At 52.8% G+C, this 26,348-nt stretch carries 20 protein-coding genes and 1 pseudogene; 10 read left to right on the forward strand and 11 right to left on the reverse strand.

From position 1 onward, the window contains the following. Positions 1–8 precede the first annotated feature (8 nt). From focA to AC07UY_RS10315, 5 genes are all read left to right on the forward strand, one after another. On the forward strand, positions 9–866 hold the full coding sequence (gene focA, locus AC07UY_RS10295) for a formate transporter FocA (protein WP_494701131.1): 858 nt from the start codon (positions 9–11) through the stop codon (positions 864–866). 59 nt (positions 867–925) lie between these two features. Further along, complete coding sequence (gene pflB / locus AC07UY_RS10300) at positions 926–3,208, forward strand: formate C-acetyltransferase (protein WP_203358290.1); 2,283 nt, start codon at positions 926–928, stop codon at positions 3,206–3,208. A gap of 194 nt (positions 3,209–3,402) precedes the next feature. After that, positions 3,403–4,143: a pyruvate formate lyase 1-activating protein gene (gene pflA / locus AC07UY_RS10305; RefSeq protein WP_494701132.1), complete on the forward strand. Its 741-nt coding sequence runs from the start codon at positions 3,403–3,405 to the stop codon at positions 4,141–4,143. A 25-nt stretch (positions 4,144–4,168) separates the two neighbouring features. After that, positions 4,169–4,561 carry a hypothetical protein gene (locus AC07UY_RS10310; protein ID WP_494701133.1) on the forward strand — a complete coding sequence of 131 codons (393 nt, stop codon included), beginning with the start codon at positions 4,169–4,171 and terminating at the stop codon, positions 4,559–4,561. Positions 4,562–4,572: 11 nt separating this feature from the next. Then, positions 4,573–5,367, forward strand: a complete 795-nt coding sequence (locus tag AC07UY_RS10315) for a PA3715 family protein (RefSeq protein ID WP_494701134.1) — start codon at positions 4,573–4,575, stop codon at positions 5,365–5,367. Between the two features lie 5 nt (positions 5,368–5,372). Here AC07UY_RS10315 and AC07UY_RS10320 read toward each other — a convergent pair. The 11 genes and pseudogenes from AC07UY_RS10320 to lrp all read right to left on the reverse strand — a co-directional run. After that, positions 5,373–5,572 (reverse strand): annotated as a pseudogene (locus AC07UY_RS10320) (MurR/RpiR family transcriptional regulator); the annotation flags it as partial. A 103-nt stretch (positions 5,573–5,675) separates the two neighbouring features. After that, entirely contained in the window at positions 5,676–6,164 is a 489-nt protein-coding gene (locus tag AC07UY_RS10325) for an anti-virulence regulator CigR family protein (RefSeq protein ID WP_203358294.1), read from the reverse strand. A 122-nt stretch (positions 6,165–6,286) separates the two neighbouring features. Beyond that, the gene (locus tag AC07UY_RS10330; protein WP_494659487.1) at positions 6,287–7,435 is read right to left on the reverse strand and encodes an MFS transporter; all 1,149 of its coding nucleotides are present in this window, start codon (positions 7,433–7,435) and stop codon (positions 6,287–6,289) included. A gap of 315 nt (positions 7,436–7,750) precedes the next feature. Then, positions 7,751–8,614 carry a dimethyl sulfoxide reductase anchor subunit family protein gene (locus AC07UY_RS10335; protein WP_494659486.1) on the reverse strand — a complete coding sequence of 288 codons (864 nt, stop codon included), beginning with the start codon at positions 8,612–8,614 and terminating at the stop codon, positions 7,751–7,753. A gap of 1 nt (position 8,615) precedes the next feature. Then, the gene (gene dmsB, locus AC07UY_RS10340) at positions 8,616–9,233 is read right to left on the reverse strand and encodes a dimethylsulfoxide reductase iron-sulfur subunit DmsB (RefSeq protein ID WP_203358297.1); all 618 of its coding nucleotides are present in this window, start codon (positions 9,231–9,233) and stop codon (positions 8,616–8,618) included. A 10-nt stretch (positions 9,234–9,243) separates the two neighbouring features. Next, positions 9,244–11,688, reverse strand: coding sequence for a dimethylsulfoxide reductase subunit A (dmsA, locus tag AC07UY_RS10345; RefSeq protein WP_494659485.1), 2,445 nt, complete (start codon positions 11,686–11,688; stop codon positions 9,244–9,246). Between the two features lie 235 nt (positions 11,689–11,923). Continuing rightward, a complete protein-coding gene (gene serS, locus AC07UY_RS10350; protein ID WP_203358299.1) occupies positions 11,924–13,216 on the reverse strand; it encodes a serine--tRNA ligase in 1,293 nt (430 codons plus the stop codon). 91 nt (positions 13,217–13,307) lie between these two features. Next, entirely contained in the window at positions 13,308–14,651 is a 1,344-nt protein-coding gene (rarA, locus tag AC07UY_RS10355; RefSeq protein WP_494701135.1) for a replication-associated recombination protein RarA, read from the reverse strand. 10 nt (positions 14,652–14,661) lie between these two features. Beyond that, positions 14,662–15,273: an outer membrane lipoprotein periplasmic chaperone LolA gene (gene lolA / locus AC07UY_RS10360; protein ID WP_162380079.1), complete on the reverse strand. Its 612-nt coding sequence runs from the start codon at positions 15,271–15,273 to the stop codon at positions 14,662–14,664. Positions 15,274–15,395: 122 nt separating this feature from the next. Then, entirely contained in the window at positions 15,396–19,316 is a 3,921-nt protein-coding gene (gene ftsK, locus AC07UY_RS10365; protein WP_494701136.1) for a DNA translocase FtsK, read from the reverse strand. Between the two features lie 134 nt (positions 19,317–19,450). Next, positions 19,451–19,945 carry a leucine-responsive transcriptional regulator Lrp gene (gene lrp, locus AC07UY_RS10370; RefSeq protein WP_000228473.1) on the reverse strand — a complete coding sequence of 165 codons (495 nt, stop codon included), beginning with the start codon at positions 19,943–19,945 and terminating at the stop codon, positions 19,451–19,453. A 545-nt stretch (positions 19,946–20,490) separates the two neighbouring features. Here lrp and trxB point away from each other — a divergent pair. From trxB to infA, 5 genes are all read left to right on the forward strand, one after another. Beyond that, positions 20,491–21,459, forward strand: coding sequence for a thioredoxin-disulfide reductase (gene trxB / locus AC07UY_RS10375; RefSeq protein WP_494659482.1), 969 nt, complete (start codon positions 20,491–20,493; stop codon positions 21,457–21,459). A 112-nt stretch (positions 21,460–21,571) separates the two neighbouring features. Then, on the forward strand, positions 21,572–23,338 hold the full coding sequence (cydD, locus tag AC07UY_RS10380; RefSeq protein ID WP_494701137.1) for a heme ABC transporter permease/ATP-binding protein CydD: 1,767 nt from the start codon (positions 21,572–21,574) through the stop codon (positions 23,336–23,338). Continuing rightward, positions 23,339–25,060 (forward strand): heme ABC transporter ATP-binding protein/permease CydC, encoded by a 1,722-nt coding sequence (gene cydC / locus AC07UY_RS10385; protein ID WP_494701138.1) that lies wholly within the window; start codon positions 23,339–23,341, stop codon positions 25,058–25,060. 44 nt (positions 25,061–25,104) lie between these two features. Beyond that, a complete protein-coding gene (gene aat, locus AC07UY_RS10390; protein WP_494701139.1) occupies positions 25,105–25,809 on the forward strand; it encodes a leucyl/phenylalanyl-tRNA--protein transferase in 705 nt (234 codons plus the stop codon). A gap of 285 nt (positions 25,810–26,094) precedes the next feature. After that, the gene (infA, locus tag AC07UY_RS10395) at positions 26,095–26,313 is read left to right on the forward strand and encodes a translation initiation factor IF-1 (RefSeq protein ID WP_001040187.1); all 219 of its coding nucleotides are present in this window, start codon (positions 26,095–26,097) and stop codon (positions 26,311–26,313) included. The last annotated feature ends 35 nt before the right edge of the window (positions 26,314–26,348 follow it).

Consider the following 26,348-nt stretch of genomic DNA (forward strand, 5'->3'; position numbering starts at 1 on the left):
GAGTTAGTGTGAAAGCTGACAACCCTTTTGATCTATTACTCCCTGCTGCAATGGCCAAAGTGGCCGAAGAAGCAGGTGTCTATAAAGCAACGAAACATCCGCTGAAGACTTTCTATCTGGCGATTACTGCCGGTGTATTCATCTCAATCGCCTTTGTTTTCTATATTACCGCCACAACCGGTACCGGAACGATGCCGTTCGGTATGGCTAAACTGGTGGGGGGTATCTGCTTCTCTCTGGGGCTGATTCTTTGTGTTATCTGCGGCGCAGACCTCTTTACGTCAACCGTACTGATTGTCGTCGCCAAGGCCAGCGGCCGTATCACCTGGGGTCAACTGGCAAAAAACTGGCTTAACGTTTATGTTGGCAACCTGATCGGCGCCTTGCTGTTCGTATTACTTATGTGGCTATCTGGCGAGTATATGACCGCCAATGGCGCATGGGGACTCAACGTTCTGCAAACTGCTGACCATAAAATGCACCATACTTTTGTTGAAGCTGTCTGCCTCGGTATTCTTGCTAACCTGATGGTTTGCCTGGCCGTGTGGATGAGCTACTCGGGTCGCAGCCTGATGGACAAAGCGTTCATCATGGTATTACCGGTCGCCATGTTTGTGGCCAGCGGTTTTGAGCACAGTATCGCAAACATGTTTATGATCCCTTTGGGTATTGTAATCCGCGACTTCGCAACACCGGAATTTTGGGCCGCTGTCGGTTCCGCTCCGGATAATTTTACTCACCTGACCGTGATGAATTTCATCACCGATAACCTGATTCCGGTTACGATCGGTAACATTATCGGCGGCGGTTTGTTGGTCGGGTTGACATACTGGGTCATTTACCTGCGTGGCAACGACCATCATTAGTCCTTTGATGTTTGTTATACGCAGTAAATAAAAAATCCACTTAAGAAGGTAGGTGTTACATGTCCGAGCTTAATGAAAAGTTAGCCACAGCCTGGGAAGGTTTTACCAAAGGTGACTGGCAGAATGAAGTAAACGTCCGTGACTTCATTCAGAAAAACTACACTCCGTATGAGGGTGACGAGTCCTTCCTGGCTGGCGCGACCGATGCGACCACAGCTCTGTGGGACAGCGTGATGGAAGGCGTTAAACAGGAAAACCGCACTCACGCGCCTGTTGACTTTGACACCTCCGTTGCATCCACCATCACTTCTCACGACGCGGGTTACATCAACAAAGCGCTCGAGAAAATTGTTGGTCTGCAGACTGAAGCTCCGCTGAAACGTGCGATTATCCCGTTTGGCGGCATCAAAATGGTTGAAGGTTCCTGCAAAGCGTACGATCGCGAACTGGACCCGATGCTGAAAAAAATCTTCACCGAATACCGCAAAACCCACAACCAGGGCGTATTCGATGTTTACACCAAAGACATTCTGAACTGCCGTAAGTCTGGCGTTCTGACTGGTCTGCCAGATGCGTATGGCCGTGGCCGTATCATCGGTGACTACCGTCGCGTTGCGCTGTACGGTATCGACTACCTGATGAAAGACAAATACGCTCAGTTCGTCTCTCTGCAGTCCGATCTGGAAAACGGCGTAAACCTGGAAGCAACTATCCGTCTGCGTGAAGAAATCGCTGAACAGCACCGCGCGCTGGGTCAGATCAAAGAAATGGCAGCTAAATACGGTTGCGATATCTCTGGTCCGGCTACCAACGCTCAGGAAGCTATCCAGTGGACCTACTTCGGCTACCTGGCCGCTGTTAAGTCTCAGAACGGTGCAGCAATGTCCTTCGGTCGCGTATCCACCTTCCTGGATGCTTACATCGAACGTGATATCAAAGCAGGCAAAATCACAGAGCTTGACGCTCAGGAAATGATTGACCACCTGGTCATGAAACTGCGTATGGTTCGTTTCCTGCGTACTCCTGAATATGATGAACTGTTCTCTGGTGACCCGATTTGGGCAACTGAATCTATCGGTGGTATGGGCGTTGACGGCCGTACTCTGGTAACCAAAAACAGCTTCCGCTTCCTGAACACCCTGTACACCATGGGTCCTTCTCCGGAGCCGAACATCACCGTTCTGTGGTCTGAAAAACTGCCTCTGAACTTCAAGAAATTCGCCGCTAAAGTGTCCATCGACACCTCTTCTCTGCAGTACGAGAACGATGACCTGATGCGTCCGGACTTCAACAACGACGATTATGCTATCGCTTGCTGCGTAAGCCCGATGGTTGTTGGTAAACAAATGCAGTTCTTCGGTGCGCGTGCAAACCTGGCGAAAACCATGCTGTACGCAATCAACGGCGGCGTTGATGAAAAACTGAAAATCCAGGTTGGTCCGAAATCTGAACCGATCAAAGGCGACGTTCTGAACTTCGACGAAGTGATGGACCGCATGGATCACTTCATGGACTGGCTGGCTAAGCAGTATGTCACCGCGCTGAACGTTATCCACTACATGCACGACAAGTACAGCTACGAAGCCTCTCTGATGGCGCTGCACGACCGTGACGTAATCCGCACCATGGCGTGTGGTATCGCTGGTCTGTCCGTTGCTGCTGACTCCCTGTCTGCAATCAAATATGCGAAAGTTAAACCGATTCGTGACGAAGACGGTCTGGCTGTTGACTTCGAAATCGAAGGCGAATACCCGCAGTTTGGTAACAACGACTCTCGCGTTGATGACATGGCGGTTGACCTGGTAGAACGTTTCATGAAGAAAATTCAGAAACTGAATACTTACCGTAACGCTATCCCGACTCAGTCTGTTCTGACCATCACCTCTAACGTTGTGTATGGTAAGAAAACCGGTAACACCCCAGATGGTCGTCGTGCTGGCGCGCCGTTCGGACCGGGTGCTAACCCAATGCACGGCCGTGACCAGAAAGGTGCTGTTGCCTCTCTGACCTCCGTTGCAAAACTGCCGTTTGCTTACGCTAAAGATGGTATCTCTTACACCTTCTCTATCGTTCCGAACGCACTGGGTAAAGACGACGAAGTTCGTAAGACCAACCTGGCAGGCCTGATGGATGGTTACTTCCATCACGAGTCTTCCATTGAAGGCGGTCAGCACCTGAACGTAAACGTCATGAACCGTGAAATGCTGCTGGACGCGATGGAACACCCGGAAAAATATCCGCAGCTGACCATCCGTGTATCTGGCTACGCAGTACGTTTTAACTCCCTGACTAAAGAACAGCAGCAGGACGTTATTACCCGTACCTTCACTCAGACCATGTAATTCCCTGTCTGACTGAAAAAGCGTACAATAAAGGCTCCACGTAAGTGGGGCCTTTTTAACAGGTAGTCCCCCTACCCGCAGCCTGTTTCGTCAGCTATCTATACTCAATGGATGACTGCCAAAACAGACTCGACACAGTGAACAACTGTGCACTCACACGGCCCCGGATGGGCCACATCTGGAGAAACACCGCAATGTCAGTTATTGGTCGCATTCACTCCTTTGAATCCTGTGGCACCGTTGACGGCCCAGGTATCCGTTTTATTACCTTTTTCCAGGGCTGCCTGATGCGCTGCCTGTACTGCCATAACCGTGATACGTGGGATAAGCACGGCGGTAAAGAAGTGACTGTTGAAGAGTTGATGAAAGAAGTCGTCACCTATCGTCACTTTATGAACGCCTCCGGCGGCGGCGTTACCGCATCCGGCGGTGAGGCTATTCTGCAGGCGGAGTTCGTTCGCGACTGGTTCCGCGCCTGTAGAAAAGAGGGCATTCACACCTGCCTCGACACAAACGGTTTTGTCCGTCGTTACGATCCGGTGATCGATGAGCTGCTGGAAGTGACTGACCTGGTCATGCTTGACCTGAAGCAAATGAATGACGAGATCCACCAGAACCTGGTAGGCGTCTCTAACCATCGCACGCTGGAATTCGCCCGCTACCTGTCCACGAAAAATATTAACGTGTGGATCCGCTACGTCGTCGTACCGGGGTGGTCAGATGATGATGACTCTGCACATCGCCTGGGCGAGTTTACCCGTGATATGGGCAACGTCGAGAAAATTGAGCTGCTGCCGTATCACGAGTTGGGTAAACACAAATGGGTGGCGATGGGTGAAGAGTACAAACTTGATGGCGTTCATCCACCGAAGAAAGAGACCATGGACCGCGTAAAAGGCATTCTCGAGCAGTATGGTCATAAAGTGATGTATTGATATTAATGTATTAAGGAAGCAAAGCATGGATGGCGTTTTGCGATATGGAATGTTCGCGCTTCTGTTTACACGCCACGAAGCTCCGGCCCGGGTTGATCCCGGGCCGGAGCTTCGTTATTTGTATAACGATGACAATACTGAAGAAACCGTCGCGTTCTTCTACGGTAATCCCTTTGCTCGCTGTAATGAATGCAATCCTTACAGCCAAAGCGATATCGACAAACTACGCTCAGCGCCGCTCAGCCCCCGAATAGGCAATATTTATAAAGTTGCTAATAATCAAATCTGCACCGACGCAACTGAGCGTTTCCCCCTTCCCATAATTAGCCAAAAGAGTCACCCAGGGCATATACCGATGATCGTTGATTTAACCGACAGCGAGCAGGTTGCAGCCAGCGTCTACCTGTCAGGCCGTTAAAGGAGATAATTATGCGCTTACTTATTTCAGGGATTTTACTGCTGTCCAGCCAGGGCCTGAACGCCGCCACTCGTTGCGATATTAATGCCATTGTGCAGCACGTGTGGCCAGATGCGAAACCGGCAGCGGAAGGTACGATGATCACCCATGGTAATCAGGTTATCGATATCACGGGCAACTCACCACAAAGCGCAATTTGCCGCGTCTGGCCTGCCCAGTCTGAATTGACACTTGCGGCTGTACCCCTGATGTCCCAGGAGAAAATCGACTATGGACACAATGGCGATCTGGAGTTGCTGGTACTCAACTCCGTCACCCTGGAGGTTAAACAACGATTACTCCTGCCAGAGCGGATGAGTGATGATGCTATCCGCATTACGGGTATCGCCCTTGATACCGCACGCTGGAAAGTGGCTCCCGGCCAAACCGCCTTTGGTCTGCACATCACCCGTAGCGGCAGCTCGCGTGTTAATCCGATTGGTGAAGATGCGCTGTCGTTGTACGTCATTGAAAATGACCAACTACGCCTGGTATTAAAGGGGATCGCGCTGACGGCTAACAGCGGCGAATGGGACGGAAACTGTGCTGGAGAGTTTAACGATATCAAACGTACTCTTGCTATCGCCCCCTCTTCCCATAAGGGTTACGCCGATATCCGTGTCAGCGAAAAAAGTGTGGCATCCACAGCCTTTATTGATGCTAATGGTGAATGTACTGCGAAAGATACACCTGGTAAGGCCACCTGGACCCTGCACTATGACGGGAAACAGTATACCGTCCCACAAACGCTGGCACCGCTGGAGTAAGATCTTCACGACATAAAATTTTCCGACAGCGTATTTGCCGCGTGCTCGACTGAAAAATACGCTTCTTATGCGCTTTGCTGCATTCCGCATAGCGCTCATCCAGTTCCTTCAGCGCATGAAGTAATTCATCCGCAACCATCATCGCACCGGCTATTTCGGCGAAACATACCTGCTGTCCCTTCAGCGCCACTGCAGGTTGTAGATTACAGGCTGAAAAACAAACCTGGTGTCAGGAAAAGTGCCTCGAGCAAATAAATACGTACGGTCATGCTGTATTGCCATGGCCCATCGTAATGCAGCTTTTAGGCTTACTTAAAGACGCCGTTTATCACGGAGGTGACAATCGCGGTACTCAGTGCAATTAACACCAGATCCTCACCGACAATGCGCCATTCATAACCCGGATAAGACGGTAATTGCCCCAGCATTGAAGAAGGCACCATTTTCTTTGCTATCCCCGGCGGCAGAGGCTTACCACGGGCGTAGTTTTTGGCAATGCCGGGGGGAAGCGCTTTATATCCGGTTAAACCGTAATTGAGTGCCAACGACCGTGCGCGATCGTAATTAATCCGAATAGAGACATCATCATCGACGTTCTTTTTATCCGCCTTTGACTTATTCTCATGATTTTGTTTATTTCCATGGTTACCGGAATTTCCATTACCATGGTTGCCGCTATTGCTTTTACCGCCGCTATTCCCATTACCATTGCCAGGATCGGCGATAACCGGAGCAGAAGCGAATGTTAAAGACAACACCACCGCCAACGCGGTAGTGAGGAAACGACGTGTTGACATGATTGCAGCCTTTTAAAAGAGATGCCTGATTGAATTATCGTTTCTCTCAGGAAGTAAACAATACGTAAAACTCTTAGATATGACGGCATAAAAAAAGCCTGTTGTGAACAGGCTTTTTTACATCAGGCATGCGCCACGGGGGTTGGATGCTCGCCAGCCTTGCGCAGTAACATCAACAGATAAATAAACGATACGCTGGCAATCATAATAAACAGCAGATTATCTGAATAATTTTGCATCAGCATCGCCGTAAATGAGGGGCCAAGCAGGCTACCAACGGTATAGCTCAGCAATAACGCCTGATTCATCGCCACAAGTTGGTGCTGTCCGACCTTTTCACAGGCCCATGCCATCGCCACCGGGTAAAGCGTAAAACCGGCTGCACCCAGAATAAACAGCGCTGGCGCCATTGCAGCCTGCATCATCATGGCAAGACTGCCGAGGATCACCACAAAGACCTGGACACGTAAAACCAGCAGTCGACCAAACTTGTCGGCCAGACGGCCAATCGGCCATTGCCCCAGAATACCGGCACTCACTAATACCGCCATCCAGAAACCGATACTGGCGTTGCTGATCCCCTGGTGCTTCAGATAAAGCGGCATCAGACCGTACAGAGAACCCAGCACAATTCCGGAAATAATGCAGCCATTCACGCCCAACCGCGCCTGGCGCAGCTTAAGCATAGAGACAATCGGCGTCGTGCTTTGGTCTTCAGACTGCTGATTCAGAATACGGGTAAAGAGCAGCGGTAAAATCCCAGCCAGAATCATTCCGGTTACCCAGGGCAGCACGTTCATCAGATCCGTCGGCACTTTACTGACCAGCACCTGGCCAAGAAATGTCCCCACGTAATAGACCATCATATAGGCAGCAAGCAACCGGCCACGGTTTCGCGACGTGCCGCTACACATCAGCGCGCTTTCGACAACGACCCAAATCATGGCGCAACCGACGCCCGCGATAAAGCGCCAGGTCATCCAGCTCCAGAATCCCACCATCACGCCCAGCCCTACGCAGCCGACGGCAAAAATCAGCGACGCAATGTAATAGCTGCGATTAAACCCAAGGCGTTTAATTAAATACCCTGTGAGTAATGTCCCGACCAGGTTCCCGGTAAAGTAGGACGAACTGACAATGCCGACCTGCCAGGTCGGCAGTTCTTCCTGGGCGAGCCATAGCGGAACGAGCGTGTTTAATACCGCTATCGCCAGAGTCAATAAAAGCAAGCCACACAGCAACAGCATGACAGGCCGGGTATAGGTGGACATGGATAAAAACCGTGAGGAAGTTCAAATTTCATGCGCATCATGCCACCGGCAAAAACATTGTCAATCGGCGAAATCAGCGGCGTGGCGGGGTTTCTGGGCTATCGATTTGAAATACTGATTCTTAACATGAATGAATGGAAAGTGATAAATCCCAGGTTATTGTTTTAATTGATCTAAGACAAAATTGTCCCGTTTCGTTCAGTCGAAAAATTTCATGATTGAAAATGCCCTATTTTTCGTTCGTTAGACTCCTTGCTGTTAAAAAAGAAAAACCGGGGCAAAAGCCCCGGTTCAGATGATTGACACTCTCTACGCTTAGCTCGCGACCGCCATACCGACCGTCATATGCAAACCGTAGAACACGCCACGACCAATCAACTCCCCCACCAACAGCAGGAGAAACGCGACTGACAGCAGCGGTACTGCGGGTTGATACCCTTTGAGCTGCGGCAGGATCCAGCAGCATAACGCCACAGCCAGCAGCACAATACGCCAGGCCATTAATGAACCGTAATCCGGCACCAGCGCAGATGCCTGCTGAATTGAGCTATGGATCGTCGCCAGTTCAGCGCCCTGCATCACCGACATCATGGCACTGACAACCAGCGCCAGTACAGAAATAACCGGTAACAACCGCATTGCCCATCCGTCCACACCCGCCAGGCGCAGCAGCAGATAACCCAATAACGGACCGCCCATTAACAGCGTCAGGAAGAAGCCTACCGGAGTCCACACACTGTACCAGGTCGGTACGGTGTCGATGGTGTTATACACACGCACCATCATCCAGACAAAGACAACGCCCAGTACCATCGTCGCAACCAGCCACAGATTACGCAGCGCGGGAGAGAGTTTCCTGAGCATAGCCAGCAACCAGCCGATCCCGCCAATGGCAAAGAAGAGAGAGCCACTGGCAATTTCATTACTGAGCGCTGAAGATCCCACACGATTAAGCGAGTTAAAGGCGCGCATCGGTGAGCCCAAATGGAGCATTGAGGCAATAAAACCGATCCCCATCAGCACCCACAGGCCAAACATACAGGCAATGACCCGCTGCTGAGATTCAGCACGCAGATCCCCTTTCATCAGCGCTAATGCCATTACGATAAAACCGCCAGCCACACATTGTCCGAAGACCGTGAAGATCATTAGCGGCCATTCATGCCATCCACTTCCCATCTTACACCTCCTTCGGATTTGCCAGATAACCGGTGGTATCTCCGGTCGGGCGACTATTGGCGTTAGGTTTGATAACGATACATGGCTTCGTGAAATGCGCGCCCGGTAACGGTGCGACTGCGGCCAGTTCGCCATGTTTTTTACGCAACTCGTCAATCGGGCCGAAGTCCAGCGCGCGCAGCGGGCAGGACTCCACGCAGATCGGTTTTTTGCCGTCGGCGACACGGTCGTGACAACCATCGCACTTGGTCATGTGGCCTTTAGCGGCATTGTATTGCGGTGCGCCGTACGGGCAGGCCATATGGCAATAACGGCAACCGATGCAGACATCTTCGTCCACCACCACAAAACCGTCTTCACGTTTATGCATCGCACCGCTTGGGCAGACCTTGGTACAGGCCGGATCTTCACAGTGGTTGCAGGCGATGGAGAGATAATAGGCAAAGACATTCTGGTGCCATACGCCGTTATCTTCCTGCCAGTCGCCGCCGGCATACTCGTAAATACGACGGAAACTGACGTCCGGGGTTAAATCTTTGTAGTCTTTGCAAGCCAGTTCGCAGGTTTTGCAACCGGTGCAACGGCTGGAATCAATAAAAAATCCATACTGGGTTGTCATCGGTTACTCCTTAGACCTTTTCAACCTGAACGAGGTTGGTATGTGACGGATTCCCCTTCGCAAGAGGCGACGGACGCTGCGTTGTCAGAACGTTAATACACCCGCCCTGATCTACGCGTTTCGCATCCGGGTCATACCAGGCCCCTTCACCCAGGGCGACAACGCCTGGCATCATACGCGGCGTGACTTTGGCTTCGATATGAAGCTCACCACGGCCATTGAAGATACGTACCTTCTCTCCGTTTTTGATGCCACGTTTTTGCGCATCCATCGGGTTAATCCACATTTCCTGGCGGCAGGACGCTTTCAGCACATCCACGTTGCCGTAAGTTGAGTGCACGCGAGACTTGTAGTGGAAGCCCGTCAACTGCAGCGGATAGTCTTTGGTCAACGGATCGTTGTAGCTTTCAAAACCCGGCGCATAGATCGGCAGCGGATCGATCACATCACCTTCAGGCAATTCCCAGCTCGCTGCAATCTCTGCCAGCGCCTGCGAGTAGATCTCGATTTTACCGGACGGTGTCGTCAGTGGATTAGCCTGTGGGTCTTCACGGAACGCTTTGTACGCCACGTGATGTCCTGCAGGATCGCGCTGTTTAAAGATCCCTTGCTTGCGGAACTCTTCAAATGACGGAAGTTCCGGCATGGCTTTGCGCGACTGCTCGTACAAATAGCGCATCCACCCTTCCTGGGTACGCCCTTCAGTAAACTGCTGCTCTACCCCCAGACGTTTTGCCAGCTCGCTGGTCATCTGGTAGATCGTCTTACATTCAAAACGGGGCTTGATGGCCTCATCGGTGAAAATCACATACGACATATTCCCGCAGGAGGCATCCAGCGCAAAGTCCATCTGTTCGGATGCCGTGCAGTCAGGCAGCAAAATATCGGCATATTTCGCTGAAGAGGTCATATGGCAGTCGATGACAACAATCATTTCGCACTTCTTGTCATCCTGGAGAATTTCATGCGTGCGGTTGATTTCCGAGTGCTGGTTGATAAGACAGTTGCCCGCGTAGTTCCAGATCATTTTGATCGGCACATCAAGCTTGTCTTTACCACGCACACCGTCGCGCAGCGCGGTCATTTCAGGACCGCGTTCAATCGCATCCGTCCACATGAACATCGAAATACTGGTTTCTACCGGGTTTTCCAGCGTCGGCATACGTTCAAACGGAATGCTATAAGAACCTTCGCGCGCACCGCTGTTACCACCGTTAATACCAACGTTGCCGGTTAGTATCGCCAGCATGGAAATGGCACGCGTCGCAATTTCACCATTCGCATGGCGCTGCGGCCCCCAACCTTGCGAAATATAGGCCGGTTTAGCACTGCCGATTTCACGGGCCAGTTTCACAATTCGCTCAGCCGGAATACCGGTAATTTGCGCTGCCCATTCAGGCGTTTTCGCTATACCGTCTTTACCTTGCCCCAGAATATAAGCCTTATAGTGGCCATTTTTCGGCGCACTGGCAGGTAAGGTTTTTTCGTCGTAACCCACACAATATTTGTCGAGGAACGGCTGATCGACCATGTCTTCGGTAATCAGTACGTACGCCAGCGCATTAACCAACGCCGCGTCGGTACCCGGACGAATCGGGATCCATTCATCCTCTCGCCCTGCCCCCGTATCGGTGTAGCGCGGGTCGACGATGATCATTCGTGCATTTGATTTCTGACGCGCCTGTTCGAGGTAATAGGTTACCCCGCCCCCGCTCATGCGGGTTTCGCCAGGGTTATTACCAAACAGGACGACGAGCTTACTGTTCTCAATATCAGAAGGGCTGTTGCCATCCGCCCAGCCGCCGTAGGTGTAATTCAGTCCGGCTGCAATTTGCGCAGAAGAATAATCCCCATAATGGTTCAGATACCCACCGCAGCAGTTCATCAGACGCGCAACCAGCGTTTTGCCTGGCGGCCATGAACGCGTCATCGTACCGCCGAGCGTACCGGTACCATAGTTCAGATAGATCGACTCGTTGCCATAGTCTTTAATCAAACGTTGCATATTGGTCGTGATGATCTCGTAGGCTTCATCCCAGCTAATACGCTCGAATTTGCCTTCGCCGCGCTTGCCTACACGTTTCATCGGATATTTCAGGCGGTCGGGATTGTAGACACGTCGACGCATAGAGCGTCCACGCAGGCAGGCACGTACCTGATGCAATCCTTCGTAATCATCATCACCGGTATTATCGGTTTCAACGTACTTGATTTCCCCATCCACCACATGCATACGCAGTGGACAGCGGCTACCACAGTTTACCGTACAGGCGCTCCAGACCACTTTTTCGCTGGACTGAGCCGGGCTGATTGCTTCAGCGGCATTCGCGATTCGGGTAAATGGCAGGGTGAACGCGCTACTGGCTATTGCCAGTCCGCCTATCGCCGTCGTTTTTACCAAACCGCGACGACTCACCTCAGTTGCCAGTACGGCATCGGGGATCTTAGTTTTCATAATGGCTCACTCTGCTGCTCACATAACAAAGGCAAAACTTCGTTGTGTAGTTATTTATATATCGACATCATCGCTATATAGTTTTGTATATAATGAGTGTGATGAAATTCAGCGAAATCTGCTGAGTTTCATACGAAGCCAGTATTACCTCTAAGGGGGTATGGATTATTGTTCGGTATCAAACGGACATAAAAAAAGCGCCCTTAGGCGCTTTTTTAACTCAAAGAAAGCAGTATTAGCCGATATATTCCAGTCCGTTCATATACGGACGCAATACTTCCGGCACCGCAATGCGGCCATCTGCCTGCTGATAGTTTTCCATTACCGCCACCAGCGTACGGCCAACGGCCAGACCAGAACCGTTCAGTGTATGAACCAGACGGGTCTTTTTGTCAGACTTGTTGCGGCAACGCGCCTGCATACGGCGAGCCTGGAAATCCCAGACGTTAGAGCAGGAAGAGATCTCGCGATAGGTATCCTGAGCCGGGATCCACACTTCCAGATCGTAGGTCTTGCATGCGCCGAAGCCCATGTCACCGGTACACAGAACAATTTTGCGATACGGCAGACCCAGCAACTGAAGCACTTTCTCAGCATGGCCGGTCATCTCTTCCAGTGCGTCCATGGAATCTTCCGGACGAACGATCTGTACCATTTCAACTTTGTCGAACTGGTGCATACGGATCAGACCACGCGTGTCACGACCGTAAGAACCCGCTTCGGAACGGAAGCACGGCGTATGCGCGGTCATTTTGATCGGCAGGTCGTCTTCGTCGATGATTTCATCGCGCACCAGGTTGGTTAGCGGCACTTCTGCAGTCGGGATCAGCGCATAGTTGCTGCTGTCGGATTCTTCTTCCAGCGGACGCGTATGGAACAGATCGCCGGCAAATTTCGGCAACTGACCGGTACCGTACAGCGTGTCGTGGTTCACCAGATACGGTACATAGTTTTCGCTGTAACCGTGCTGTTCAGTGTGCAGATCCAGCATGAACTGCGACAGTGCGCGGTGCATACGGGCGATCTGACCTTTCATCACCACAAAGCGAGAGCCGGTAAGTTTAACCGCAGCAGCGAAATCGAGACCGCTGTGCATTTCGCCCAGGGTAACGTGGTCGCGAACGTCGAAATCGAATTGACGCGGGGTGCCCCAGCGGCTGACTTCAACGTTGTCGTTTTCGTCTTTACCGACCGGTACGTCATCGTGAGGGATGTTCGGGATGGTCAGCGCGATATCGCGGATTTCCGCCAGCAGCACATCCAGCTCAGATTTCGCGGCATCAAGCTGCTCACCGAGTTTGTTCACTTCCAGGCGTAATGGCTCGATATCTTCCCCGCGCGCTTTCGCCTGGCCAATGGATTTCGATCGCGAGTTGCGCTCTGCCTGCAGGTTTTCGGTTTCTACCTGCAGTACTTTACGACGCTCTTCAAGAGCGCGAAGTTTATCTACATCCAGCTTAAAGCCCCGGCGTGCCAGTTTTTCTGCGACTGCGTCTGGCTCGGTACGCAGCAGATTGGGATCGAGCATGCTTATCCTGTGCTTATCGAATTAAAAAAGGGAATGCAACCGCAGCCTGCGGTTGCAAAGATACATTGCCAACATTACCGCAACGCCTGCGCTAGCGGTAGCGTTTTGTGCGGCTATTTTGATCCTGTTCAGCGAGCCAGGCGAGCTTTTCGCCAATCTTACCTTCAAGACCCCGTTTAGTCGGATGGTAATAGCGCGTTTGTGCCATTTCAGCCGGGAAATACTCTTCACCTGCGGCGTACGCGTTGGGCTCATCATGGGCATAGCGATACTCCTGCCCATACCCCATTTCTTTCATCAGTTTAGTCGGTGCATTACGCAGGTGAACCGGCACGTCGTAATCCGGGCGTTCACGTGCATCGGCCATCGCGGCTTTGAAAGCGGTATAAACAGCATTACTTTTTGGCGCACAGGCCAGGTAGACAATCGCCTGCGCAATCGCACGTTCGCCTTCTGCCGGGCCAACGCGGGTGAAACAGTCCCATGCGGAGATCGCCACCTGCATGGCGCGTGGGTCGGCATTACCCACATCTTCAGACGCAATAGCCAGAAGACGACGCGCCACGTACAGCGGATCGCCACCGGCAGTAATGATACGCGCATACCAGTAGAGCGCCGCATCCGGGGCGCTGCCGCGAACAGATTTATGCAATGCGGAGATAAGGTCGTAAAAGCGGTCACCTTTGTTATCAAAGCGCGCGCTGCGCTCCCCGGCAATCTCTGTCAGTAACGCAGGCTGAAGAACACGTTTTCCACTGGCATCGACTTCCGCCATGTCCGCCATCATTTCAAGCGTATTTAGCGCACGACGCGCATCGCCGTTAACCAGTTCGGCTATCGCCCTGCATGTTTCATCCGGCAGGACGATATCCTGACCGCCATAGCCACGTGCTTTGTCTTCCATCGCCTGGCTCAGCACCTGCTCAATATCGTCGGTGGTCAGCGATTTCAACAAATAGACACGCGCTCGCGACAACAACGCGGAGTTCAGCTCAAAGGAAGGGTTTTCAGTTGTGGCGCCGATAAAGGTGATAGTGCCATCTTCAATATGCGGCAGAAACGCATCCTGCTGGCTTTTATTGAAGCGGTGAACTTCGTCGACAAACAGGATCGTGCGACGGCCCGCGTTACGGTTCTGGCGAGCACGTTCAATGGCTTCGCGGATCTCTTTCACGCCAGAAGTGACAGCCGAAATACGTTCGACATCAGCATTGGCATAACGGGCGATCACTTCGGCAAGGGTGGTTTTTCCCGTGCCAGGCGGCCCCCACAGGATCATGGAGTGCAGATGACCCGCCTCGATGGCGCGAGGTAATGGCTTACCCGCAGCCAGCAGATGCTGCTGACCAATATACTGTGCTAAATTTTCTGGCCGCATACGCGCGGCCAGTGGCTGAAAAGTATTATCAGAAAAATCGAGCGACAGATTGCTCACTCACAGGCCTCTACTTACGTTGGTCGTCTACCGTTACGCCTTGCGGAGGGGTAAAGGTAAATTTCGATGCTTCTACAGCGCCATTCTGCTGAGACTTCAGCTGATAGTTGCTGCGCTGACCATCTTGCTCTACCGCACTAAACTGATGAATGGTGCCGTCACGCCCGACATTGATGGTGAACTGCTTCAGGTTACCGTTGCTGGTTTTCGGCGTCAGGACGAAGTCATCGCCGTTTTGCTTAATGTTGTATTGCTGCCAGTCGCTGGACTGGTTGCGGGCAATCAGCATAAACGGCGTATTGCCTGTCGCATCCTTCAACCAGGTCGCCGTTGCCTGCTCGACAAAGGGGTTAAAGAACCACAGCGTTTTACCGTCAGACACCAGAATGCTCTCGTCAGGCTGCGTCATATGCCAGTTAAACAGATTTGGGCGCTTGACCCATAAATCCCCCTGGCCTTCCTGCACTGCTGCACCGCTACCGTCGGTCACTTTCTGAGTGAAACTGGCGTGGAAGCTGCTGACTTTATCCAGACGACTTTTCAGATCGCTGGCGGCATCGGCCCATACGCTGCTCACGACAAAGCTTGAGAGTAATGCACAGGTGATTGCGATTTTTTTCATTGTTATTCCTCAAAATACGTCACTCCCGATGGGGAGATCCCTCTGCTATCCATTCCAGGCCAAAAATCAGCATGAGGAAAGAAGAAAATACTGAATTCTTATTTATTTACCGAACTTTGCAATCAATCAAAGGGAGGCGGAGCCAACACTTCACGATTGCCGTTATGACCTTGTTCGCTGACGATCCCTTGCGCCTCCATCTGCTCGATGATGCGCGCCGCACGGTTATAGCCAATGCGGAACTGGCGCTGTACGCCGGAGATCGACGCTTTACGTTTTTGGGTCACAAAATTCACGGCCTGATCGAATAAGGGATCCAGCTCTTCGCCACCGTCTAAGCCGCCACCGCCGCCTTCACTTTCGCTATCGGAGGTGATGCCGTCGACGTACTGTGGACGACCACGCGCTTTCCAGTCCTGCACGACAGCGTGAACTTCTTCATCGCGAACGAACGCGCCGTGAACACGTACAGGCGTGCTAGAGTTCGGGGCGGAGTAAAGCATATCCCCCATTCCGAGCAACGATTCCGCGCCACCCTGGTCGAGAATAGTACGGGAGTCGATCTTGCTCGACACTGTAAACGCGATACGCGTTGGGATGTTCGCTTTAATCAGGCCGGTAATAACATCAACCGACGGACGCTGCGTAGCCAGCACCAGGTGGATACCCGCAGCGCGCGCTTTCTGCGCCAGACGTGCGATCAGCTCTTCCACTTTTTTGCCGACGGTCATCATCAGGTCAGCAAATTCATCCACCAGCACAACGATATACGGCAGTTTTTCCAACACCGGATGCGTGACATCCATGCTGTCGCCCGGTTTCCAGTATGGGTCCGGAATCGGACGGCCCATGCGTTTCGCTTCGGCAATCTTCTCGTTGTAACCCGCCAGGTTACGCACGCCCAACGCTGACATCAGCTTGTAGCGGCGTTCCATCTCGTTGACGCTCCAGCGCAGGGCGTTGGCGGCATCTTTCATGTCGGTAACCACTTCCGTTAACAGATGCGGTATACCTTCATAAACCGAGAGCTCCAGCATTTTCGGGTCGATCATGATAAAACGAACGTCTTCAGGCTGTGCTTTGTAGAGCATGCTGAGGATCATGGCGTTCACACCGACCGATTTACCGGAACCGGTAGTACCGGCAACCAGAAGGTGCGGCATTTTCGCCAGGTCAGCCACCACGGGATCACCGGCGATGTCTTTACCCAACACCACAGAGAGCGGCGACGGGTTATCACGGAAGCGCGCGCAGTCGAGCACTTCACGCAGATAAACGGTCTGGCGTTTTTTGTTCGGCAATTCCAGACCTACGTAAGGTTTACCTGGAATCACTTCCACTACGCGCACCGCGACGGTAGACAGCGAGCGGGCCAAATCGCGCGACAGGTTGGAAATACGCGCCGCTTTCACACCCGGCGCCAGGTTCAGTTCGAAGCGGGTGATTACCGGACCCGGTGAGTAGTTCACAACATCCGCTTTAATGCGGAAATCCGCCAGTCGAGCTTCGACCAGGCGTGCCATTTGCTCAAGCGCAAAGGTATCCACTGGCTCAATTTCCGTTGGCGGCGGCGTCAGCAAATCTAACGACGGCAGCGGCGTGGTCGGTTTAAGCGCCGGGCGACCGTCACCGTTACGCATCAGCAGCGGATGAATCAGGCTTTCTTTTGGCTGCGCAACAGGCTGTTGTGGCTGCTGGTACTGCGGCGGCTGCGCAACAGGCTGCTGTGGCTGCTGATACTGCGGCGGTTGAACAACAGGCTGATGTGGCTGTTGATACTGCGGCGGTTGAACAACAGGCTGATGTGGCTGTTGATACTGGGGCGGTTGTGCAACAGGCTGCTGATATTGCGGTTGTTGAACAGACGCAGACTCCGGCATCACACCTGGCGTAAACAACGGCTCATGCGGGCCCTCATCCACCAATGTTTTCATCGGTGAGAACTCAAAATCATCCAGCGAGAATGGATTCGCGCCTGAGGGTTGTTCGCCGGAATAACGTTGTTGCTGTGAAGAGGCAAACTGACGCGCCAGCTCGGCTTCAGCGCGGGCATCTTCGTCTTCCGGTTGAGAACCATCGTGCTGATATTCTTCGCCATAACGATGCTGCTGCGATTGTGCAAACTGGCGAGCCAGTTCATCTTGCTGCATCGCCTCGATTTCATCTTCAGAGTACTGCGTATCAGAATCGAGACGCTCCGCCTCACGCGCTTTCTCTTCCGCCATGCGTTGAGACGGTAATTTGATGCCATACGATGCCAGCTCACGGCGTGTTGGTACACGCACACGATTTGGTCGCGGTAACTGCGGTCCAATACCTTCTTTAACCTGCGGGCGTGGCGCGCCATCCCCCGCAAGACTAAATACTGGTGCTGCCGCAGCGGCTACCGCCCCTGCCGCCAACGTTGCGTCTTTCACGCCTGCCGCTAATGGTGCAGCTGCGACAATTGATTCTACTGGAGGAATAGCCGCCGTCACGGGTGAAGAATACTTCACCGGCTCAGGTTCGTTCACTGGCTCAGGAATTGGCTGATACCACGCCGCAAGTTGCTCACGCTCACGCGCACGCTTTTCTTCCACTTCTTCAAAATAGTAAAGCGGTGGGCGTGCAGGTTTAGATTCTTCAACCTCTGGCTCTGGCTCAACGGCAATGGGTTCCGGTTGATGAACAGGCTCAGAGGAATGCACCGGCTCTTGTGGGTAAACCGGTTCAGGTTGCCAGCTTTGCTCCGCAACGGCTTCTTGTGGCTGCCATGGCGTTTGCGGTTGCGGCGCTACAGGCTGTTCGTAGCCAGGTTCCGCAACTGGTGGCGCATAATAGTGCGGCTCAGGTTCAACTGGCGCAGGTTGCTGCCAGGGTTCATGAGCAGGAACCTGTGGTTGACCATATTGCGACGGTTGCGGATACCCTTCCGGCGCTGGGGCAATAACGGTGTCGGTATATTCCGGACCTGGTACAGATTGCCATTGCATCTCAGGTGCAGCGGGTACAGGTTCGGCACCGGGAATCGACGGTGTTTGCAGCGCGGGATCGGCAGGCGCAGCCCAGGCTTGCGTAGCCGCTGTCGCCACGGCGGCGGCAGCTACCGGTTCGGTGACCGAGTGACCATTGAGCAACGGATCATATTCATCATACTCAGGCTGAGTCGCACGATGCCCGGAGAAAAGCACGTCGTTAGGATCGGCAGGTACGCCACGCGCGCTGTATTCAATTTCCTCTTCATCATCCATGCGTTTGCCGGAAAATAGCGCCGCATCGGTATGACGACCGCGTGGGTTGGTAAACTTCTCTGCCAGACGTTTGCGTCGCGCCAATGCACCCCGGAGAATACGTGCGCGTCGGGACTCTCGTTTGACGCCATAAGGTTCATCGGCAAACTCGTCGTCATCTTCATACTCTTCATCATCGACCCACGTATCATCACGACGGGTACGATTACTGGCGAATGTCAGAAGATTGAGCAGCCATCCGCCTAATTTTTCGGCAATGCTGACCCATGACCACCCTGTAAACAGCGTCAGGCCGGCGGCCCAGATGCACAATAACGCAATGGTTCCCCCACTGCTGTGCAGCAAAGGTTGAAGCGTCGTGCTCAGCAGACTGCCAATCACGCCGCCAGAGGCAAAATACCAGATGTCATCAGCATTAATTGCCGCAAGACCGCAGGAGGTCAGAATGAGCGCCAGCACGCCAATCACGCGCAACGACACGGCAAAATAATCGATATATTCGTCGCTGGCCTGATGTCGCCAGGCAAACCAGCATCCCCCCACCATAATGACCGGGATGGTGTAAGCCATTACGCCGAAAATGAAGAACAAGGTGTCAGCCAGCCAGGCTCCCGGCATGCCGCCCAGATTATGGATAGGTTCGTGCCATGCAGTCTGCGACCAACTGGGATCTGAGGGATTAAAACTCAGTAAGGCAGCCATCAACCAGACGGCAAAAAGGGCAATAAGGATCAGCAACGCTTCCAGAAGTCGGCGCCCGCTGCTTAACTTTGTCAATGTGACTTCTTTGTCTTCAGTGTATTCCTGGCTCAAAAAAGGCTCTCCAGGTTTCAGGCTTTTCCTGCCCGATGCTAAAACGGACAACAGCACCGGGTTGCCCCGGCACTGTTGCTGTATGGATTAACAGGAGTGTAATCAAACTGCGTCGATTTTGCACCTGTTCCGTGTTAGCGCGTCTTAATTACCAGACGATTGCTCTGTTTTACTTCTTCCATCACCACATAGGTACGTGTGTCATTCACGCCAGGCAGACGCAGCAGGGTTTCCCCCAGCAGCTTACGATAGGCAGACATATCCGGCACGCGTGTTTTCAACAGGTAGTCGAAGTCACCGGAAACTAAATGACACTCTTGAATTTCTTCAAGTTTTTGTACTGCGGTGTTAAATTGCTCAAACACATCCGGCGCACCACGATTCAGAGTAATCTCAACAAAAACCAGAAGTGATGCATCCAGATAATGCGGGTTTAACAGTGCTGTATAGCCCTGAATAAATCCCTGTCTTTCCAGCCGACGAACACGCTCAAGGCAGGGTGTCGGTGAAAGTCCAACTCGTTTAGAAAGCTCGACGTTCGAAATACGGCCATCCTTTTGCAACTCATTAAGAATGTTGCGATCGATGCGGTCGAGATCTTTGCCAGGGCGCTTCTTGCTATCTACCATTATTATTGTCTCTCTGTATTCCTTCCCTACTCCTGCCTGACTCTTTGCACATCACTGTTTAGAGCCTATGCCCATCACAATAGACCGAAACCCAGAGGGATTAACGGCGCGCAATGCCGGGTCTATAGTGAGAAGACCGTTGCCTGATGGCCGCTATCGATATCACGAATGGCGTCTGTCCACACCATGCGTAGATTTCGCTAGCCGGTAAACATGGTATTTACATGCATGGTTATGCATCACACACATATCACTGTTTTCTTCTTCAATGAATGTTTTCGCAAAACAGCAGGGGATTGTCAAAGCAAAACATCGATTTTTAGTACAACATGCCAATTATTCATTGGGAGCGGTCGTTAATCGTCATTTTATCACCTTATAACAGCCCTATTTTAAGTAGAAATCATTATAGTAGCGCCCACACCATGGCCTCTCATTGGTTCCTGCTATTACACAAATTGTTAACAAAATCGCTATACTCTTTTTTTACGCCACCAAATTCCCTACAATCCTGCCCATAGCCTGCCAACAACTATGGGGATCTCATGGGCACGACCAAACACAGTAAACTGCTTATTCTTGGTTCAGGACCAGCGGGATATACCGCTGCGGTCTACGCTGCGCGTGCAAACCTGCAACCGGTCCTGATCACCGGTATGGAAAAAGGCGGTCAGCTGACCACCACGACCGAAGTGGAAAACTGGCCAGGCGATCCAAACGACCTGACGGGGCCGCTGTTGATGGAACGCATGCATGAACATGCGACAAAATTTGATACTGAGATAATTTTTGATCATATCAATAAGGTGGACTTGCAGAACCGTCCGTTCCGTCTGACTGGCGACAATGGCGAATACACCTGTGATGCGCTGATCATCGCTACCGGGGCTTCCGCTCGCTATCTCGGCTTGCCATCAGAAGAAGCGTTCAAGGGACGCGGCGTTTCCGCCTGCGCCACCTGTGACGGTTTCTTCTATCGCAATCAAAAAGTCGCGGTCATCGGCGGTGGCAACACGGCTGTTGAAGAAGCGTTGTACCTGGCGAATATCGCCTCTGAAGTCCATCTGATTCACCGTCGCGACAGTTTCCGTGCAGAAAAAATCCTGATCAAACGTCTGATGGATAAAGTCGAAAACGGCAATATCGTGCTGCATACCCACCGTACGCTTGAAGAAGTGACTGGCGATCAGATGGGCGTTACTGGCCTGCGCCTGCGCGATACGCATAACACCGACAACATTGAATCGCTGGACGTTGCGGGCCTGTTCGTTGCCATCGGCCACAGCCCGAATACCGCTATTTTCGACGGTCAGCTTGAGCTGGAAAATGGCTACATCAAAGTTCAGTCAGGCATTCACGGTAATGCCACGCAAACCAGCATTCCGGGTGTCTTTGCGGCTGGCGACGTGATGGACCACATTTACCGCCAGGCGATTACGTCTGCGGGAACAGGTTGCATGGCGGCGCTGGATGCAGAGCGTTATCTCGACGGTTTAGCCGACGCTGGCAAATAAGTTTACAAATCATCAACAAAAGTAAAAAAGGCGACTATAAGTCGCCTTTATTTTTGCCCCGTTGTAACATTGCCCTGCCTAAAATTCTGATAACTCACCTGCTAAGCGTGCAATGAATAAAACCCGTCAAAAAGAGTTAACTCGCTGGTTAAAACAGCAAAGCGTCCTCTCCCAGCGCTGGCTGAACATTTCTCGTCTGTTGGGATTTGTCAGCGGCTTATTGATTGTCGCTCAAGCCTGGATCATGGCGCGTATTCTGCAGCATATGATTATGGAGAACATTCCTCGTGAAGCCCTCCTCCTCCCTTTTATCGTTCTGGCACTGATTTTTATCCTGCGCGCCTGGGTCGTCTGGCTGCGTGAACGGGTCGGTTTTCATGCCGGGCAGCATATCCGCTTCGAAATACGTCGCCAGGTGTTGGACCGTCTGCAACAGGCGGGACCGGCGTGGATTCAGGGAAAGCCTGCGGGAAGCTGGGCGACGCTGGTGCTTGAACAGATTGACGATATGCACGATTACTATGCGCGCTATCTTCCACAAATGGCGCTTGCCGTCTGCGTGCCACTGCTGATCGTCGCCGCCATTTTTCCAACCAACTGGGCTGCCGCGCTGATCCTGCTCGGAACGGCGCCGCTGATTCCGTTATTCATGGCGATGGTTGGCATGGGGGCCGCAGATGCCAACCGCCGTAACTTCCAGGCGCTTGCACGTCTGAGCGGTCATTTTCTCGATCGCTTGCGCGGTATGGAAACGTTACGCATTTTTGGGCGTGGGGAAGCCGAAACTGAAAGCATTCGCGCTGCGTCGCAGGATTTTCGCCAACGCACCATGGAGGTCTTGCGCCTCGCCTTTTTATCTTCGGGCGTTCTGGAATTCTTTACCTCGCTTTCTATCGCGCTGGTCGCTGTCTACTTCGGTTTTTCTTATCTTGGCGAACTTAACTTCGGGCACTATGGCACCAGCGTCACGCTTGCCGCCGGTTTCCTGGCGCTGATTCTTGCCCCTGAGTTCTTTCAGCCTTTACGCGATCTTGGCACGTTTTATCACGCTAAAGCTCAGGCCGTGGGTGCGGCTGACAGCCTGAAAACGTTTATGGAAACGCCCCTCGCCCACCCGGAACGTGGCGATATTGAGCTGGCGACGAAAGACCCTGTCTCGATTGAAGCCCGGGACCTTATTATCACCTCCCCGGAAGGTAAAACTCTCGCCGGTCCGTTGAATTTCTCACTGCCAGCGGGCCACCGTGCGGTGCTGGTCGGGCGCAGCGGTTCAGGGAAAAGTTCTCTGCTGAATGCGCTGTCCGGTTTTCTCTCCTACCAGGGGTCATTGCGTGTTAACGACATTGAACTGCGCGATTTGTCTCCTGACTCCTGGCGTAAGCAGCTTTCCTGGGTCGGGCAAAATCCGCAACTCCCTGCGGCAACATTGCGGGAAAATGTGCTGTTAGCGCGTCCGAATGCCACTGAGCAAGAGCTCAAAGCCGCGCTCGACAACGCCTGGGTCAGTGAGTTTCTGCCGATGCTGCCACAAGGCCTGGACACACCAACGGGCGATCAGGCCGGTCGACTTTCCGTCGGTCAGGCGCAACGCGTTGCGGTTGCTCGCGCGTTGTTGAACCCGTGCAAACTGCTGTTGCTTGATGAACCCGCAGCCAGCCTGGACGCACACAGCGAACAGCGCGTTATGCAGGCATTGAACGCCGCGTCCCGACGCCAGACTACCTTGATGGTCACCCACCAGCTCGAAGATCTGGTCGACTGGGATACCATTTGGGTGATGCAGGACGGGCACATTGTCGAACACGGCCACTATACCCAACTCAGTACCGCCAACGGGCCGTTTGCCACGTTATTGGCTCACCGTCAGGAGGACATCTGAATGCGCGCCTTGCTCCCCTATTTAGCGCTCTACAAGCGCCATAAATGGATGTTAACGCTCGGGATCGTACTGGCGATCGTCACGCTGCTGGCCAGCATTGGGCTGTTGACGCTCTCCGGCTGGTTCCTGTCCGCTTCCGCCGTCGTGGGTGTTACCGGCCTTTACAGTTTTAACTATATGCTGCCTGCCGCAGGCGTACGCGGTGCGGCGATTACCCGTACTGCGGGTCGCTATTTTGAACGCTTAGTGAGCCACGACGCGACGTTTCGCGTCTTGCAGCATCTGCGAATTTATACCTTCAGCAAACTGTTACCGCTCTCTCCGGCGGGACTTGCCCGTTATCGCCAGGGAGAGTTGCTTAACCGCGTGGTTGCCGATGTCGATACCCTCGATCATCTCTATTTGCGCGTCATCTCTCCAATAGTGGGCGCCTTTGTGGTGATTCTGGTCGTCACCCTGGGCCTGAGCTTTCTCGATGTCACCCTCGCGATAACGCTCGGGGGGGTTATGTTGCTGACCTTGTTCATTCTGCCTCCGCTGTTTTACCGCGCGGGGAAGAGTACCGGACAGAGCCTGACCCACCTGCGTGGACAGTATCGCCAGCAGCTCACCGCCTGGCTGCAAGGACAAGCGGAATTGACGATCTTTGGCGCCAGCGATCGCTACCGGGCACAGATGGAAAGTACAGAATTGCAGTGGCATGAAGCCCAACGCCACCAGTCTGAACTGACCGCACTGTCTCAGGCCGTCATGCTGCTGATTGGCGCGATGGCGGTCATGTTAATGCTGTGGATGGCCTCCGGCGGCGTGGGTGGCAACGACAAACCCGGTGCCCTGATCGCACTCTTCGTCTTTTGCGCGCTGGCGGCATTTGAGGCGCTGGCTCCTGTAACAGGAGCGTTCCAGCATCTTGGTCAGGTTATCGCCTCTGCGCTACGTATTACCGATCTCACCGAACAGAAGCCCGAGGTGGAATTTCCAGATACGGATTCAGCGGTGCCAGAGCAGGTGACGCTGACGATGCGTGATATTTCGTTCAGCTACCCTGAGCAGACGCAAAAAGCGCTGGAATCCCTCTCGCTGCACGCGAACCCTGGCGAGCATATTGCCATTCTTGGGCGTACAGGCTGCGGAAAATCGACGCTATTGCAGTTACTGACCCGGGCGTGGGACCCGCAGCAGGGCGAGATCCTCATCAACAATCAGCCGATTTCTGAACTTAACGAAGCAACGCTACGCGCCACCATCAGCGTCGTACCGCAGCGCGTACATCTGTTCAGCGCCACACTGCGTGACAACCTTCTGCTGGCGGCCCCTAATGCCAGTGACGAAGCGCTGTCAGAAATGCTGTGCCGTGTCGGTCTGGAGAAATTACTCGACGATGGCGGGCTTAATAGCTGGTTAGGCGAAGGGGGCCGTCAGTTATCCGGCGGTGAACTTCGCCGTCTGGCTATCGCCCGCGCATTATTGCACGACGCCCCGCTGATGTTGCTGGATGAACCGACCGAGGGGTTAGACGCCACAACCGAAAGCCAAATGCTTGAATTGCTTGCTGATGTTATGCGAAACAAAACGCTGTTAATGGTCACACACCGCCTGCGCGGGCTGTCGCGTTTTGATCAAATAATAGTGATGGACAACGGGCAAATTATTGAGCAAGGTAATCACGCAGATCTGTTAGCCAGGCAGGGTCGTTATTACCAGTTTAAGCAACGTCTGTAAGCTATTATTGAACGATCCGACTTGCGTACTGGAGTTGTGCTGTCATGCGCCTGGTTCAGCTTTCTCGCCACTCAATAGCCTTCCCTTCCCCGGAAGGCGCTTTGCGCGAGCCCAATGGGTTATTAGCCCTTGGGGGCGATCTTAGCCCCGCCCGCTTATTAATGGCGTACCAGCGGGGCATATTTCCGTGGTTTTCGCCTGGCGATCCGATTCTCTGGTGGTCCCCCGACCCTCGCGCTGTTTTATGGCCGGAACATTTTCATCTCAGCCGCAGCATGAAGCGTTTTCACAAGCACTCGCCCTATCGGGTGACGCTGAATTATGCGTTTGATCAGGTCATTGAAGGCTGTGCCAACGATCGTGAGGAAGGAACATGGATAACGCGCGATGTGGTGGAGGCTTATCATCGTCTACATGAATTGGGCCATGCGCACTCCATTGAAGTATGGCGCCACAATGAATTAGTGGGCGGAATGTACGGCGTATCGCAAGGCACCCTTTTTTGCGGTGAGTCGATGTTCAGCCGCCAGGAAAATGCCTCCAAAACAGCACTGCTTGTTTTTTGCACTGAATTTCGCCGTCAGGGGGGAAAACTGATCGACTGCCAGGTGCTCAATAGCCATACCGCGTCGCTGGGGGCCGTGGAAATAGCCCGTCGTGAATACCTTGAACACCTCAGTATAATGCGCCCGCAGCGGCTGCCAGCCCTTTTTTGGGTGCCTCGCACGTTATTTTCGCCTCAGGAGTGAATGTTTTCGGCACATTTTTTGTTGCGGTGTTATAATTGTGCCGCAGAGCAGGTTATGCCCATTACCCCGCCGCCGTTAAGGAACAGTTCGCGTCAGGTAACGCCCATCGTTTATCTCATCGCTCCCTTATACGTTGCGCTTTTAGTGCGGCTTTGCCGTGTGTGATCGGAGTAATGCGCCAAACCTGATTTGCTGTGTTTTAAACGCGCAAATCTTTACTTATTAAAAGAACTTCGGCATTATCTTGCCGGTTCAAATTACGGTAGTGATACCCCAGAGGATTAGATGGCCAAAGAAGACAATATTGAAATGCAGGGTACCGTTCTTGAAACGTTACCTAATACCATGTTCCGCGTAGAGTTAGAAAACGGTCACGTGGTTACTGCACACATCTCCGGTAAAATGCGTAAAAACTATATCCGCATCCTGACGGGCGACAAAGTGACTGTTGAGCTGACCCCGTACGACCTGAGCAAAGGCCGCATTGTCTTCCGTAGTCGCTGATTGTTTTCACGCCCGAATGGCGTAAAGATAATAAA

This window comes from Citrobacter sp. GW821-FHT02E08 (assembly GCF_059421685.1).